This is a genomic window from Burkholderia sp. Bp8986, from assembly GCF_003854225.1.
In the GTDB taxonomy this organism is placed as follows: domain Bacteria; phylum Pseudomonadota; class Gammaproteobacteria; order Burkholderiales; family Burkholderiaceae; genus Burkholderia.
This window is the reverse complement of sequence record NZ_QTQM01000002.1, coordinates 31,354-46,814: the sequence shown is the minus strand read 5'-3', so window position 1 is coordinate 46,814 and position 15,461 is coordinate 31,354. Positions and strand designations below refer to the sequence as shown.

12 protein-coding genes are annotated in these 15,461 nt (G+C 68.4%); 5 read left to right on the top strand and 7 right to left on the bottom strand.

Annotation, left to right across the window (positions count from 1 at the left end; genetic code table 11):
• Positions 1-51 precede the first annotated feature (51 nt).
• Together metG and DID99_RS02100 are read right to left on the bottom strand one after the other, a co-directional pair.
• Positions 52-2,214 (bottom strand): methionine--tRNA ligase, encoded by a 2,163-nt coding sequence (gene metG / locus DID99_RS02110; RefSeq protein WP_044847721.1) that lies wholly within the window; start codon positions 2,212-2,214, stop codon positions 52-54.
• A 377-nt stretch (positions 2,215-2,591) separates the two neighbouring features.
• Positions 2,592-3,233 (bottom strand): OmpA family protein, encoded by a 642-nt coding sequence (locus tag DID99_RS02100; RefSeq protein WP_044847722.1) that lies wholly within the window; start codon positions 3,231-3,233, stop codon positions 2,592-2,594.
• Positions 3,234-3,585: 352 nt separating this feature from the next.
• Here DID99_RS02100 and apbC point away from each other — a divergent pair, with 352 nt between their 5' ends.
• From apbC to DID99_RS02075, 5 genes are all read left to right on the top strand, one after another.
• Entirely contained in the window at positions 3,586-4,677 is a 1,092-nt protein-coding gene (gene apbC, locus DID99_RS02095) for an iron-sulfur cluster carrier protein ApbC (protein ID WP_044847723.1), read from the top strand.
• Between the two features lie 133 nt (positions 4,678-4,810).
• Positions 4,811-5,347, top strand: a complete 537-nt coding sequence (sodC, locus tag DID99_RS02090; RefSeq protein WP_044847724.1) for a superoxide dismutase [Cu-Zn] — start codon at positions 4,811-4,813, stop codon at positions 5,345-5,347.
• A gap of 193 nt (positions 5,348-5,540) precedes the next feature.
• Positions 5,541-6,110 (top strand): dCTP deaminase, encoded by a 570-nt coding sequence (gene dcd / locus DID99_RS02085; RefSeq protein ID WP_006398615.1) that lies wholly within the window; start codon positions 5,541-5,543, stop codon positions 6,108-6,110.
• A gap of 81 nt (positions 6,111-6,191) precedes the next feature.
• A complete protein-coding gene (locus tag DID99_RS02080) occupies positions 6,192-8,471 on the top strand; it encodes an arginine/lysine/ornithine decarboxylase (RefSeq protein WP_044847725.1) in 2,280 nt (759 codons plus the stop codon).
• Complete coding sequence (locus DID99_RS02075) at positions 8,471-9,313, top strand: lysozyme inhibitor LprI family protein (RefSeq protein WP_124666002.1); 843 nt, start codon at positions 8,471-8,473, stop codon at positions 9,311-9,313. Before DID99_RS02080 ends, DID99_RS02075 begins: the two co-directional genes overlap by 1 nt.
• Before the next feature lie 86 nt (positions 9,314-9,399).
• On the opposite strand, the gene DID99_RS02070 is transcribed toward DID99_RS02075, so the two are convergent.
• From DID99_RS02070 to DID99_RS02050, 5 genes are all read right to left on the bottom strand, one after another.
• Entirely contained in the window at positions 9,400-10,083 is a 684-nt protein-coding gene (locus tag DID99_RS02070; protein WP_124488452.1) for an HAD family phosphatase, read from the bottom strand.
• Between the two features lie 110 nt (positions 10,084-10,193).
• On the bottom strand, positions 10,194-11,603 hold the full coding sequence (argH, locus tag DID99_RS02065; protein WP_044847728.1) for an argininosuccinate lyase: 1,410 nt from the start codon (positions 11,601-11,603) through the stop codon (positions 10,194-10,196).
• A gap of 111 nt (positions 11,604-11,714) precedes the next feature.
• Positions 11,715-14,102, bottom strand: a complete 2,388-nt coding sequence (locus tag DID99_RS02060; protein ID WP_124666001.1) for a fimbria/pilus outer membrane usher protein — start codon at positions 14,100-14,102, stop codon at positions 11,715-11,717.
• 24 nt (positions 14,103-14,126) lie between these two features.
• Positions 14,127-14,840 (bottom strand): molecular chaperone, encoded by a 714-nt coding sequence (locus DID99_RS02055; protein WP_124571274.1) that lies wholly within the window; start codon positions 14,838-14,840, stop codon positions 14,127-14,129.
• 6 nt (positions 14,841-14,846) lie between these two features.
• Positions 14,847-15,383 (bottom strand): spore coat U domain-containing protein, encoded by a 537-nt coding sequence (locus DID99_RS02050; protein ID WP_124666000.1) that lies wholly within the window; start codon positions 15,381-15,383, stop codon positions 14,847-14,849.
• Between the last annotated feature and the right edge of the window lie 78 nt (positions 15,384-15,461).

The window sequence follows — 15,461 nt, the reverse complement described above, 5'->3', positions numbered from 1 at the left end:
AAGCCCCGCACGTGGTGCGGGGCTTCTTGTGCAAGCAGCGGCGCGTGCGGCTTACTTCACGCGCATGCCGGGCTTCGCGCCGCTGTGCGGCTCAAGGATGTAGAGGCCCGGCTCGGCCTTCTCGTCGGCCGCCGACGCGGCGAGCACCATCCCTTCGGACAGCCCGAACTTCATCTTGCGCGGCGCGAGGTTCGCGACCATCACCGTCAGCTTGCCGACGAGCTGCTCGGGCTGGTACGCGGACTTGATGCCCGAGAACACGTTGCGGGTCTTTTCCTCGCCGACGTCGAGCGTGAGCTGCAGCAGCTTGTCGGAGCCCTCGACGGCCTGACACGCGACGATCTTCGCGATGCGCAGGTCGATCTTCGCGAAATCGTCGATCGAGATCGGGCCGTCGTCGGCACCGTTCGCCGCAGCCACCTTCGCGTTCGCCTTCGCGTTTTTCGCGTCCTTCGCGGCGTTGGCGGCGGTTGCCCCCGCGGCAGCGGCGCCGGCGGCCTCGGCCTGCAGCGAATCGCGGTTCGCGGCGAGCAGCGCGTCGATCTGCTTCGGATCGACCCGCGTCATCAAGTGCTGGTACGCCTTGATCGGCTGCGCGGACGACAGCGGCTTCGCGGCGTCGGCCCACGTGAGCGGCGCGATCCCGAAGAAGGCCTCGACGGCTTCGGCCACGCGCGGCATCACCGGCTTCAGCGCGAGCGACAGCAGGCGGAACGCCTCGAGGCTCACGCTGCAGGTTTCGTGCAGCGCGACCGCGTTGGCCGGATCCTTCGCGAGTTCCCACGGCTTCGCGCCGTCGACGTACGCGTTCACTTCGTCCGCGAGCTCCATCGTCTGGCGCAGCGCGCGGCTGTATTCGCGCGCTTCGTAGTGCGCGGCGATCGCCGGAATCGCGTCGCGCAGCGTCGCGACGAGCGGATGGTTCATCGCGCTGTCCTGCACGCGGCCGTCGAAACGCTTGAGCAGGAAGCCGGCCGCGCGGCTCGCGATGTTCACGTACTTGCCGACGAGGTCGCTGTTCACGCGCGCCTGGAAATCGTCGAGGTTCAGGTCGATGTCTTCCATCGTCGCGTTCAGCTTCGCGGCGAAGTAGTAGCGCAGCCATTCCGGGTTCAGGCCCGTGTCGATGTAGCTCTGCGCGGTGATGAACGTGCCGCGCGACTTCGACATCTTCGCGCCGTCGACCGTCAGGAAGCCGTGCGCGAACACGTTGGTCGGCGTGCGATGGCCCGAGAACTCGAGCATCGCCGGCCAGAACAGCGTGTGGAAATACAGGATGTCCTTGCCGATGAAGTGGTACTGCTCGGCCTTCGTGCCCGGGCGGATCCACGCATCGAAGTCGATGCCGTTGCGGTCGCACAGGTTCTTGAAGCTCGCGTAGTAGCCGACCGGCGCGTCGAGCCACACGTAGAAGTACTTGCCGGGCGCGCCCGGGATCTCGAAGCCGAAGTACGGCGCGTCACGCGAGATGTCCCAGTCGGCGAGCCTGGCCTCGCCGGCGTCGCCGAGCCATTCACGCATCTTGTTGGTCGCTTCGGGCTGTGCGAGGCCGCTGACCCATTCGCGCAGGAACGACTCGCAGCGCGGATCGGACAGGCGGAAGAAGTAGTGCGTCGAGGTCTTGCGCACCGGCGTCGCACCGGACACGACCGAGTACGGGTTCAGCAGTTCGGTCGGCAGGTAGGTCGAACCGCACACTTCGCAGTTGTCGCCGTACTGGTCCTTCGCGTGGCACTTCGGGCATTCGCCCTTGATGAAGCGGTCCGGCAGGAACATTTCCTTGACCGGGTCGTACGCCTGTTCGATCTCGCGCTCGGCGATCAGGTCGTTTTCCTTCAGCGCGAGGTAGATCTTCTCGCTCAGCACGCGGTTCTCGTCCGAGTCGGTCGAGTAGAAGTTGTCGAACGACACGCCGAAGCTGTCGAAGTCGCGCTTGTGCTCGGTCCACACGCGCTCGATCAGCTGCTTCGGCGTCAGGCCTTCCTTCTCCGCGCGCAGCATGACCGGCGTGCCGTGCGTGTCGTCGGCGCCGATGTAGTAGACCTCGTGACCGTGCATTCGCAGCGTCCGCACCCAGATGTCGGTCTGGATGTACTCGACCAGGTGGCCGATGTGGATCTGGCCGTTGGCATAGGGCAGTGCGGACGTAACGAGGATCTGGCGGCTGCCTTGCGGCGCCGCAGCCTGCACGGAAGTGAGGTCGGATGCGGACATAGGGTCTGTAGAAGAACGGCGGAAACGACGGAAACTGCGATTCTAGCAGGGGCGCGGGCAGGTCAGCCGGCGTGGGCGCCGTGGATCGGGCGCAGGAAGGGGCGGGGCCGCGGCGGCGGCGTGCCCGGCGGTGCGATGCTGCGATGCAGCAGGCGAATTCCGGGCAAAAAAAAACCGGGGCGAATTCGGCCCCGGAGCAACAACGACAAGAGGAGAATGGTGACGCGCCGGCAGCGCCAGCCGCGTACCGTAAAGACAGACCGCGGGTCGCGACAGAAGTTCGAAATTTTTTTCGATTTGTTACGGAGCCCGCTGAAAGCCTTGTGCGGCGGGGTCGCGCGCCCGGCGCGCGACCCCGTTTCCTCTCGCGACGATGCTTACTGCTGGGCTGCGCGCAGGTAGATCTCGACGCGGCGGTTTTGTGCGCGGCCGGCTTCGGTCGCGTTGTCCGCGATCGGGTTCGACGGGCCCATGCCCTGTGCCGCCAGGCGGCCGCCGGCGACGCCACGCTGCACCAGCGCGTTGACGACGCTCTGCGCACGGTTCTGCGACAGCGTCTGGTTCAGCTGCTGCGAACCCGTGCTGTCCGTGTAGCCGACGACCGACGCCGTCACTTGCGGGTTCTGGTTCAGCGTCGTCGCCAGGTCGTTCAGCAGCGGCGTGAAGGCCGGCGTGATCGCGTACTGGTTGGTCGCGAACGTCACCGAGCTCGGCACGTTCAGCTTCAGCGAGCCGTCCGGCTGCTCGGTCACCTGCGTGCCCGTCTTGGCTGCCGACGGCGCGAGCTTGTTCTTGATCGCCTGCCAGTTGTAACCCGTCACGCCGCCGACCAGTGCGCCGACGCCCGCGCCGATCGCCGCGCCCTTGCCGCCGCCGGCCAGCGCGCCGATGCCTGCGCCGAGCGCTGCGCCCGTGCCGGTCCCGACGGCCGTGTTGTTGCCTTGCTGCGTGGCGCAGCCTGCCAGCAGTGCGCCGGCCAAGGCGAAGACGGACAGGCGAGTCGCGATTTTCATGTTCATCTTGAATTCCTCTCTTGGTTGAACGAGTCGACAACGACGACAAACAACAGTTACGGCTCCCGGCACGGACGCCCGAAAAAGGTGGGCAGGCCCGTGCCCGCGGCAGCCGCCGAGGCGGCTGCATGCCCTGTTCGCCAGCGTGGCTGTTCCGGACAGGGTGATGCGTCAGCCTCTACAATATAGGCGGTTCGTGGCCGATTTGGCCCCATAGCATGCCGCACGCGAAGATTGCTCCGCCGCGCGCGTTCGCGCAATGGCGTGCAACAGATTCTTTCACTTTTCCCGATTTTCGCAGCGTTATTTGATATTTCTTGACGTTTGCGCGAGAGAAAAACGTTTTCACGGAGTTTCGATGAGCATTGACCGGGCACAAGTCGACGCCGCATTGGCGGCTGTCGTCGACCCCAATACGGGCCGTCCTTACGCGGCGAACAAGGGCGTGCGCAACGTCGCGATCGACGGCGACGCCGTGGCGGTCGACGTGGTGCTCGGCTATCCCGCGCGCAGCCAGCACGACGACGTGCGCGCGCGCATCGCCGCTGCGCTGAAGGCCGTGCCGGGCGTGCGCGACGCACGCGTCGCCGTGTCGCAGGAGATCGTCGCGCACACGGTGCAGCGCGGCGTGAAGCTGCTGCCGAACGTGAAGAACATCGTCGCGGTCGCGTCGGGCAAGGGCGGCGTCGGCAAGAGCACGACGGCCGTCAACCTCGCGCTCGCGCTCGCCGCGGAAGGCGCGTCGGTCGGCATTCTCGACGCCGACATCTACGGTCCGTCGCTGCCGACCATGCTCGGCATTCACGGCCAGCGGCCCGAGTCGCCCGACAACCAGTCGATGAACCCGCTGGTCGGCCACGGGCTGCAGGCGAACTCGATCGGCTTCCTGATCGAGGAAGACAACCCGATGGTGTGGCGCGGCCCGATGGCGACGTCGGCGCTCGAGCAGCTGCTGCGACAGACCAACTGGCGCGAGCTCGACTACCTGATCGTCGACATGCCGCCGGGCACGGGCGACATCCAGCTCACGCTCGCGCAGCGCGTGCCGGTGACCGGCGCCGTGATCGTGACGACCCCGCAGGACATCGCGCTGCTCGACGCGAAGAAGGGCCTGAAGATGTTCGAGAAGGTCGGGATTCCGATCCTCGGTATCGTCGAGAACATGAGCATCCACGTGTGCTCGAACTGCGGCCACGAAGAGCACATCTTCGGCGCGGGCGGTGCCGAGCGGATGGCGCAGGACTACGGCGTGACCGTGCTCGGCAGCCTGCCGCTCGACATCGCGATCCGCGAGCGCGCCGACAGCGGCACGCCGACGGTCGCGGCCGAACCGGACGGCGCGCTGGCGCGGCGCTATCGCGACATCGCGCGCGGGGTCGCGCTGGCGATCGCCGAGCGCGCACGCGACATGACGTCGAAGTTCCCGTCGATCGTTGTTCAAAATACGTAAAACCCTTGCGGGGCGGGGCCTCACGCTGTTTACGGCGCCGCGAGGCGCGGTATCATGGCGACTTTTCCCGGGTCCCTTTACCCGCCCGGCATGGCCGCCGTGTCAAATGGCCGCCAGCCGGCATGAGGATCGAATGAACCAACGACATCACGGCGTGCGCGCCGGCCGCGCGCGGCGCGCGCTGCTGGCCGCCGCCGCGCTGGGCCTGCTGGCCGGCTGTACCTCTTTTTCCTCGTCGCACGAAAAGCGTGCCGACGCGCAGTTGCAGCCGACCGTCGGCTCGCAGGCGCGCGGCGCGGTGACGTTCGTCGAACGCCCGGATGGCGTCCAGGTCACGTACAACCTGGCCGGCCTGCCGCCGAACAGCGATCACGCGCTGCAGGTGCACGAGCGCGGCGACTGCAACGCGGGCGACGGCTCGAGCGCCGGCCAGGTGTTCGCGCCGGCCGCCGACCGGCTGCGCGCGGGCGCGCGGGTCGCCGGCGATCTCGGCAACATCCATGCGGATGCGAACGGCGTCGCGGCGGGTTTCATCGTCGCGCCCGATCTGGCCCTCGACGGCGTGCGCTCCGCGCTGAACCGCGCGGCGCTGGTCCACCGCGACCCGAGCGATCCGGCGTTTCCGCAGCATGGCGCGGGACCCGCGCTCGCCTGTGGCGTGATCCGTTGACGGCCGCCGCGTACGCGAGCCGATGATCGCGTAAAATGTGCGCCTTTCCGGGTCGCCGCGTCGCGAGCGACCCTTCCTGACTGTCACGCAGCGTTTCCTGGCGCCCCGATATGAAACGACCCCAACGCTCACTTCGTCCGCTGTCCCCCGCGGGGACGGCCAGCCTTCTTGGGACGGCCCGGCGGAGGCTGGCATGAGCATCAAGTCCGACAAGTGGATTCGGCGCATGGCCGAAGAACACAAGATGATCGAGCCGTTCGTGCCCGATCAGGTCCGCGCGTCCGAGGACGGCCGCCGGATCGTCAGCTACGGCACGTCGAGCTACGGCTACGACATCCGCTGCGCGGACGAATTCAAGATCTTCACGAACATCAACTCGACGATCGTCGATCCGAAGAACTTCGACGAGGGTTCGTTTGTCGATTTCAAGGGCGACGTGTGCATCATCCCGCCGAACTCGTTCGCGCTGGCCCGCACCGTCGAATATTTCCGCATCCCGCGCACCGTGCTGACCGTCTGCCTCGGCAAGTCGACGTACGCGCGCTGCGGGATCATCGTCAACGTGACGCCGTTCGAACCCGAGTGGGAAGGCTACGTCACGCTGGAATTCTCGAATACCACGCCGCTGCCCGCGAAGATCTACGCGAACGAAGGTGTCGCGCAGGTGCTGTTCTTCGAAAGCGACGAAGTGTGCGACGTGTCGTACGCCGATCGCGGCGGCAAGTATCAGGGTCAGCGCGGTGTCACGCTGCCGAAAACCTGATCTGGTTGCATAACGTCTCACCAGTTTCCGGGTGACCGCTGCGCGTGACGCGCCGCGGTCGTTCTTTTTGGAGAATCGCCCATGAAGTTTCGTTTCCCCGTCGTCATCATCGACGAAGATTTCCGCTCCGAGAACATCTCGGGCTCCGGCATCCGGGCGTTGGCCGAAGCGATCGAGAAGGAGGGCGTCGAAGTCCTCGGCCTCACGAGCTACGGCGATCTGACGTCGTTCGCGCAGCAATCGAGCCGCGCGTCGTGCTTCATCCTGTCGATCGACGACGACGAACTCATGCTCGGCGAAACGGGCCCGGACGGCGAACTGCCCGAGCTCGCGACCGCGATCATCGAGCTGCGCGCGTTCGTCACCGAAGTGCGCCGCCGCAACGCGGACATCCCGATCTTCCTGTACGGCGAGACGCGCACGTCGCGGCATCTGCCGAACGACATCCTGCGCGAACTGCACGGCTTCATCCACATGTTCGAGGACACGCCGGAGTTCGTCGCGCGCCACATCATCCGCGAGGCGAAGGTCTATCTCGACTCGCTCGCGCCGCCGTTCTTCAAGGAACTGGTGAAGTACGCGGACGAAGGCTCGTACTCGTGGCACTGCCCGGGCCACTCGGGCGGCGTCGCGTTCCTGAAGAACCCGCTCGGCCAGATGTTCCACCAGTTCTTCGGCGAGAACATGCTGCGCGCCGACGTCTGCAACGCGGTCGACGAACTCGGCCAGCTGCTCGATCACACGGGCCCGGTCGCGGCGTCCGAGCGCAATGCGGCGCGCATCTTCAGCGCGGACCACCTGTTCTTCGTGACCAACGGCACGTCGACGTCGAACAAGATCGTCTGGCACGCGACGGTCGCTCCCGGCGACATCGTGCTGGTCGACCGCAACTGCCACAAGTCGATCCTGCACGCGATCACGATGACGGGCGCGATCCCCGTGTTCCTCACGCCGACGCGCAACCACTTCGGCATCATCGGGCCGATCCCGCGCGACGAATTCAAGCCGGAGAACATCCGCCGGAAGATCGAGGCGAACCCGTTCGCGCGCGAAGCGATGCGCCAGAACCCGGACATGAAGCCGCGCATCCTGACGATCACGCAGAGCACGTACGACGGCGTCGTCTACAACGTCGAGATGATCAAGGACCTGCTCGGCGACCTGCTCGACACGCTGCACTTCGACGAAGCGTGGCTGCCGCACGCGACGTTCCACGACTTCTACCGCGACATGCACGCGATCGGCGACGGCCGCCCGCGCACGGGCGCGCTCGTGTTCGCGACGCACTCGACGCACAAGCTGCTCGCCGGCATCTCGCAGGCGTCGCAGATCGTCGTGCAGGATTCGGAGAACCGCACGTTCGACAAGCATCGCTTCAACGAGGCGTACCTGATGCACACGTCGACGAGCCCGCAGTACGCGATCATCGCGTCGTGCGACGTCGCGGCCGCGATGATGGAGCCGCCGGGCGGCACCGCGCTCGTCGAGGAATCGATCGCCGAGGCGATCGACTTCCGCCGCGCGATGCGTAAGGTCGACGCCGAGTACGGCGACGACTGGTTCTTCAGCGTGTGGGGTCCGGACGACCTGTCGGAAGAAGGCATCGGCTCGCGCGATGACTGGATGCTGAAGCCGAACGACCACTGGCACGGCTTCGGCCCGCTGGCGGAAGGCTTCAACATGCTCGACCCGATCAAGGCGACGATCATCACGCCGGGGCTCGACGTCGACGGCGAGTTCGGCGAGACGGGCATCCCGGCCGCGATCGTCACGAAGTACCTGGCCGAGCACGGCATCATCGTCGAGAAGACCGGCCTGTACTCGTTCTTCATCATGTTCACGATCGGCATCACGAAGGGCCGCTGGAACTCGATGGTGACCGAGCTGCAGCAGTTCAAGGACGACTACGACAACAACCAGCCGCTGTGGCGCGTGCTGCCGGAATTCGTCGCGCAGCATCCGCGCTACGAGCGCGTCGGCCTGCGCGACCTGTGCACGCAGATCCACGACGTGTACCGCGCGAACGACATCGCTCGCCTGACGACGGAGATGTACCTGTCGGACATGGAGCCGGCGATGAAGCCGTCGGACGCGTTCGCGAAGCTCGCGCACCGCAAGATCGACCGCGTGCCGCTCGACGAGCTCGAAGGCCGCGTGACGAGCATCCTGCTCACGCCGTACCCGCCGGGCATTCCGCTCCTGATCCCGGGCGAGCGCTTCAACAAGACGATCGTGAACTACCTGCGGTTCGCGCGCGACTTCAACGAGCGCTTCCCGGGCTTCCACACCGACATCCACGGCCTCGTCGCGGAAGAGGTGAACGGGCGCGTCGAGTACTTCGTCGACTGCGTGCGCGACTGATGGCGACGCAGGGACGAATCCGGACGATACGCGCGGCGCTGGCCGCGCTCGTCGCCTGGGCGAGCTGGTCGGCAGGGCCGGCTGGGCTGAGCGTCGCGCATGCGGAAGTGGCGGCGGCCGACCCGATCGACGTCGCGATGCGGCAGTGTCTCGCGCGGCGCGACCGGTCGTCGACGGCCGGCCAGATCCAGTGCATGGGCGAAGCGCAGCAGCAGTGGCAGGCGGTGATGGACGGCGCGTACCAGCGCCTGTCGAACGACGCGCCGGCCGACGCGAAGCGCGGCTGGCAGGACAGCCAGCGCCGCTGGGTCACGTGGCGCAAGGATGAAATTCACCTGCTGAAGGCCGTGTACGACACGACGCGCGGCACGTCGTACGCGATGTCGAGCGCCGACATGCAGCTGCAGCCGGTGCGCGATCGCGCGTTGGCGCTGCGCGCGGCGGCCGACCGTTATGCACCGCCGCCTGCCGCCGTGCCGGTGGCGGCCACGAGCGGTGCGCAGGGCGGTACCCGCGGCGCGGCGGTCGCGGCGCCAAGCGCCGCCGCGGCAGCCGGCGGCAAGCCGGCGAACGCGCCGCGCGATCCGGCGATCCGCCGCGTGCGGCCGTGCGTGCAGGATGCCGCATGCGAGCACGCGCTGTTCGACTTGAACCGCTATTACCAGAAGCTGCGTCGCAAGATGCCTGCGCATTCGGCCGCGACGCTCGTGCGCGCGCAACGCGCGTGGGAGGCGTTCCGCGATTCGACTGCGCCGCTCGTCGGCGAGGACGGCCGCGTCGACCTGATCGGCGCGCGCATCGCGACGATGAAGCGGCTGTCGGAGACGGCCGGCAACGACTGAGGATCGCCGCGATGCCGGTCATCCGGCGCGGCAACGCAAAACGGGCACCCGCGGGTGCCCGTTTGCATGTGCGCGCCACGTGGCGCTTATGCGGACTGCTGCGTGTCCAGACGGCCGAACCACGACGGCACGAGCGCGACCGCATCGTCGAGCGACGCGAGCACGTGCAGGCTCAGCGCGACGATCTCGGGCGTCGGCGCCTTCAGGTCGGGCACGGTGACGACCGATGCGCCGGCGCCGGCGGCCGATTGCGCGCCGAAGTCGCTGTCCTCGAACGCGACGCACGCGTGCGCCGGCACGCCGAGGCGTTCGGCCGCGAGCCGGTACACGGCCGGGTCGGGCTTGCCGCGCGCGACCTCGTCGCCACCCGCGATCGCGCGGAAGAACGGCAGCACGCCGACCGCGTCGAGCCGCGCACGAATCACGTCGCGCGCGGACGACGATGCGACCGCGCACGGAATGCCGGCCTGCGCGAGCGTCTCGAGCAACGCCAGCGCGCCGGACTTCAGCGGAAACTTCGGATGGGGTTCGGGCGCGGCGAGTTGCTCGCGCACGCGGATGCGCACGGCGTCGAACGTGTCGGGATGGCCGATCAGCCGCGCGAGAATCACCTGGCCTTCGGCGAACGAGCGGCCGACGATCTGCAGGTAGTCGATCTCGGTCAGGACGACGCCGTGCGCGTTCGACACGTCGATCCACGTGTTCATGATGGTCCGCTCGGAATCGACGAGCAGGCCGTCCATGTCGAAGAGCGCGGCGGAGAAGGTCATCGGCGGTGTCCGGAAAGCGGGAAAACGGAACAGCGGGGAAGGCGTCGGGCGGCGCGACGGCCGCCCGAATGAAGAACGGACGCCGAAGGCGCCCGTCCGCGACGGCAGGCTTACTTGCCGAGCGCGGCGCGCGCGGCCTTGACCGCCGCACGCACCTGATCGGGGGCCGTGCCGCCCGGGTGGTTGCGGCTGGCGACCGACCCTTCGAGCGTCAGGTAGCCGAACACGTCGTCGCCGATCAGGTGCGCGACGTTCGGCAGTTCCTGCTTCATTTCGTCGAGCGTCAGGTCGGCGAGGTCGATCCCGCGGTCGTCGCAGATCTTCACCGCGTGCGCGACGGCTTCGTGCGCATCGCGGAACGGCAGGCCGCGCTTCACGAGGTAGTCGGCGAGGTCGGTGGCGGTGGAGAAGCCCTGCAGCGCGGCCGCGCGCATCGCGTCCGGCTTCACGGTGATGCCCGCGACCATCTCGGCGAAGATCCGCAGCGTGTCGGCGACGGTGTCGACCGTGTCGAACAGCGGTTCCTTGTCTTCCTGGTTGTCCTTGTTGTACGCGAGCGGCTGGCCCTTCATCAGCGTGAGGAGCGCCATCAGGTGGCCGTTCACGCGGCCCGTCTTGCCGCGCGCGAGCTCGGGCACGTCCGGGTTCTTCTTCTGCGGCATGATCGAGCTGCCGGTGCAGAAGCGGTCGGCGATGTCGATGAAGCCGACGCGCGGGCTCATCCACAGCACGAGTTCCTCGGAGAAGCGCGACACGTGCGTCATCACGAGCGCGGATGCCGCCGTGAATTCGATCGCGAAGTCGCGATCCGACACCGCGTCGAGCGAGTTCGCGCAGATGCCGTCGAAGCCGAGCGTCTTCGCGACCGCGTGGCGGTCGATCGGATAGCTGGTGCCGGCGAGCGCGGCCGCGCCGAGCGGCAGGCGGTTCACGCGGGTGCGGCAGTCGCGCATGCGCTCGGCGTCGCGCGTGAACATCTCGACGTACGCGAGCAGGTGGTGGCCGAACGTGACCGGCTGCGCGACCTGCAGGTGCGTGAAGCCCGGCATGATCGTGTCCGCGTTCTGCTCCGCGAGGTCGATCAGCGCGCCGCGCAGGTCGTTCAGGAGGCCGCCGATGCGGTCGATCTCGCCACGCAGCCACAGACGGATGTCGGTCGCGACCTGGTCGTTGCGCGAGCGGCCCGTGTGCAGGCGCTTGCCGGCGTCGCCGATCAGCGCGGTGAGGCGCGCCTCGATGTTCAGGTGGACGTCCTCGAGATCCAGCTGCCATTCGAATTCGCCGCGCTCGATCTCGCCCTTGATCTGCGTCATCCCGCGTTCGATCGCGGCGAGGTCGTCGGCGCTGATGATCTTCTGCGCCGCGAGCATGCTCGCGTGCGCGAGCGAGCCGGCGATGTCGACGAGCGCGAGGCGCTTGTCGAAAAACACCGACGACGTGTAGCGCTTGACCAGCTCCGACATCGGTTCCGAGAAGCGGGCCGACCAGGCCTCGCCCTTTTTGTGCAGTTGGGACGTCATGGCGATTCTTCGAAGGGGAGTTGGGCGGCGTGCGCCGCCGAGGGAATCCCGCAATTCTAGCATTCGTGGGGCGGGCGGCCGACGCGTGCGCCGGCCGCGAACGGGCGCGGCTCACGGGGGGCTGCACGTCAGCGGTCCGATTCGCGGCAGCGTGCCGTCGTCCGGGCGCCGATACGCGAATGCGACGGCGCAGCCGCGGCCGTGGCCGGAGATTTCGAGGTGATTGTTCGCGACGAGGCCGTCGACGAAGGTCAGGCCGTCATAGCCGACGATCGTGCGCTGGCCGCTTTCGACGTGGCGAACCTCGAGCCCGGGCGGCAGCGGCGTGCCGTCCGGCGCGCGCAGCGCGATCGACGCGGCGCTGTAGCGGGTCACCGCGAAGTGCGCGAGCACGCCGGAGCGCGCCTGCGGCACGACGTCGAGCGTCGTGTCGGCGATCCGTGCGTCGGCGGGCAGCGCGGTGCCGTCGATCGCGACGCGATTGCTCTGATAGGCATTCAGGTCGGGCACGAGCAGGTAGCCGGCCCGGTCCGTCTCGCCGATCAGCCGGTTCTGGTGCAGCACGGGGACGCGCCCGGTGTCGGTCGAGACGAGCGCGAAACCGTCGTCGACGCGGCGCGCCGTCATCAGCCGGCCGTCCATCAGCACGAGCGCGCCCGTGACGTCGACCGACGCGTTGCCGCGCCCGTCGAACGATTGCGCGAGCAGCGCGACCTGGCCGGCGCGGCCGAGATACTGCAGTTGCCCCTGCGCGTAGCGGACGCCCGCGTTGGCGCCCGCCTGCACGTTCCAGCCGACGCCGCCGCCGTAGTCGGGCGGCCGTGTCGCGTTCAGCGTGTAGGTCGAATCGCCGTTCTGCCGTCCGGCGTTCGTCGAGACCGACGTGTTGCCGTCGAGCCCGACGCTCAGGCTCACGAAGAAGCCGCGTGCGTCGTGCTGCCGGAAGTCCTGGAAGCCGCTGAACGTGATCGATGTCAGCCCGCCGAGATTGACCAGGTATGCGATCGAGCCGATGCGCGACGCGGCGACGCCCGGATACTTGAGGGCGAGATAGCTGAACGACAGGGTCTGCGCGCGCAGGAACGGGAACGAAATCGTGACGCGGTCGGTGGCGCGCGAGACCGGCACGCCTTCGCGGCTGCCGAGGTCGCTGTAGTCGCCGAAGGCGCGCAGCGTCTGCGCATCGATCGAGAAGCGCGGCGTCACGTACTGGTAGCCGACGCCGGCCTGCACGCCCGCGCGGCCCGGGGCGCTGACCGCGAGCGACGCATTCGCCACGCCGCGTTCGCCGAGGCGCGCGAGCGCGCCGGCACCTGCGTTGTAGACGCCGGCCGTCGCTTCCGCATGCGCCTCGACGGTCAGCCGCTCGCTGATGCCGTAGCGCAGCGAGCCGCTCGCCGCCGGTGTGCGCGCATAGTCGAACGAATCGTCGCCATAGGCGCGGCGCAGGAACCCGGCTTCCGCCGAATAGCTGGCGAGGCCGGGCGCGAGCAGGCGCGTATCGACGTACAGCGGAATGGACGTCGCGATCGAGCGGCCGAGCGCGTCGCGCGTGACGACCGTCGCGTTGCCTGCGCCGGTGATCCCGGGCACGCTGTTGATCACGAACGGCCCGCTCGGCACGTCGCCGCTGAACTGGCGCACGTTGTTCACGTACAGGTCGACCGAGGTCGGCACGACCGCGCTCCCGGACAGCGCAGGTACCGGAAACGTGACGAGGTCGGGGCGCAGGCCGAAGTTGCTGCGCCACTGCACGCCGCCGAGGCGCAGCGAGCGCGTCCATGACAACGACGACGAAATCGTGTCGCCGATCTGGGTCGTCGTGAGCGTGCCGGGGTTCGAGTGGCTCCACGACGTGTCGTAGCGCACGTAGCGCCGGCGGTCGTCGTACAGGTACGCGATGCCGGTGCTGCTGAATACGCCGGCCGGATCGAAATAGCGCGCCTCGCTCCAGACCGCGAGCGGCGCATGGGCGACGGTCTGCGCGTAGGCGTCGTAGTTCAGCACGAAGCCGCGGCCGGAGGTGGCGGGCGGCGCGGCCGCGAGCGCGCGCGTATCGAACGTGTGCGGGATGCGCAGCGCGTCGGGCACCCGCAGGTCGAGCGTCTGCCGGCCCGCGTCGTAGTCGTAGCGCAGCCCCGCGAGCGTGTCGAGCGCGACGGGCGTGTTCGACGGCGCGGTCGCCCGGTCGCCGGTCGCGATGCCCAGGTCGTTCAGGTCGGCGGACGCCGCGTACAGCCGGCCGTCGATTTGCTGGAAGCGTGCGATCCGGTGCGTCGGTTCACCGTTGAGCGACACGTCGAGAAACAGTGTGTCCTGAGCAGGCGCGGGGGCGGCTGCCGCTGCCGCCTGCGGCGCCGTCTGTGCGCATCCGGCGCCTGCGTGCACGGCCAGCGCGAGTGCCAGTGAAAACGCCAGCGAAAGCGCAGCAGCGGCGGGCCGGGCATGTCGCGCGGGGCAGGCAGCCCGGAGGGCCGTGCTCGTCGTCGGAACGGGCAACGTCGTGCGATCCTCCGGCGTGGATCAGGGCGATGTCAGCCGGGCCTCGACCGGCTGCGCGTTGACGGTCGCCTGGATCCTGACGAATCCCGCCGCGCCCGCATCCAGCTTGAGCGGCCAGCGTCGCGTGCTGCCCGCGAGCGCGTAGCCGAGCAGGCCGCGCGTGACGTCGTGCACGGTGCCGCGCGCGTCGACGAGCCGAACCGCGGCAATCTGCGCACGGTGTTCGCCGCGGTTGGCGACCGCGAGCCGCGTGCCGGATCCGTCGCGCTCGACGCGCCAGTCGAGGCGCGGCGCTGCCCGGGCGCCTTCGGGCTCGACGAATACGGGCACCGAATAGCGCAGCCGGATCGTGATGCCGTTCTCGACCGGCGTACCGGGCGACGGCAGTTCGTCGATCAATACGCGATAGCTTTCCTCGGCGGCCGGCGCGCCGCGCCCCGTGCGCACGAGCCGGATCAACTGCTCGGCGTTCGCGCCGATTTGCAACAGCGGCGGCGAGGCGGCGAGCGCATCGGTCGGCGTCATCACGTCGTCGCCGTTTTCCTGCGTCCAGCGATAGGCGCGGACCTGGCCGTAGATCGGCTGTCCGCCAGGATTGCTGAGCGTCATGCTCGCCGCGGCGGCCGAGGGCGGCAGCTCGATCGTCACGGGCATGATCTGCAGCGTGGCGGCGGATGCGGCCGCGCACGCCGACGCGACGCACAGCGCGACCAGGGCGCGCGGGAACGATGCCACGGCGCGTCAGAAGTAGACGGTGGCGGTGACGGCGGCCTGATAGGTGTCCGGCTTCGGCGTCGCTTGCGTAGGTACCTGGCCGTACACGTTCAGCAGTTGCGCGGAACCGGTGCCGGTGCCGCCGACCGTATCGGTGCCCTGCGTGTTGCCCCAGATCGTCGTGTGGCCCGAGTCCTGGTAGAGCTGGTAGCCGACCGTCGTGCCGGTATTGCCGCTCGTCGTCCCGCCCATCAGCCGGCTGGCGACCGTCGAGCCGCTGACCGAGCCGGCGTCGAGTCCGATGTTGTATGGCGTCGAGTTCGAGCAGGTGACGGAGACCGTGGTCTGCTGGTTGAGCGCGGACGTGAGCACGCCGGACGTGCCGAATGCAAGCGGGTTCGCGGCGATTGCGCAGTTGGCCTGGATCGTGAGCGTGACGTTGAACTGGGCGGTGGCGTTGCCGTTCGAATAGACTGCGGCAACGGTGACGGGCTGCAGCGCGGGCGCGAATGCGAAGGTGGCCGCGAGCATGGCTGAAAGAACACGACGTCGGGAATCGTTCATTATGATTGTCTCCTGCCGTTTAATGGGGTCGCCCGGCCGCGGAGTGCCTGCCGCGTGGTCTGTCGCCGGTCGCCGTAA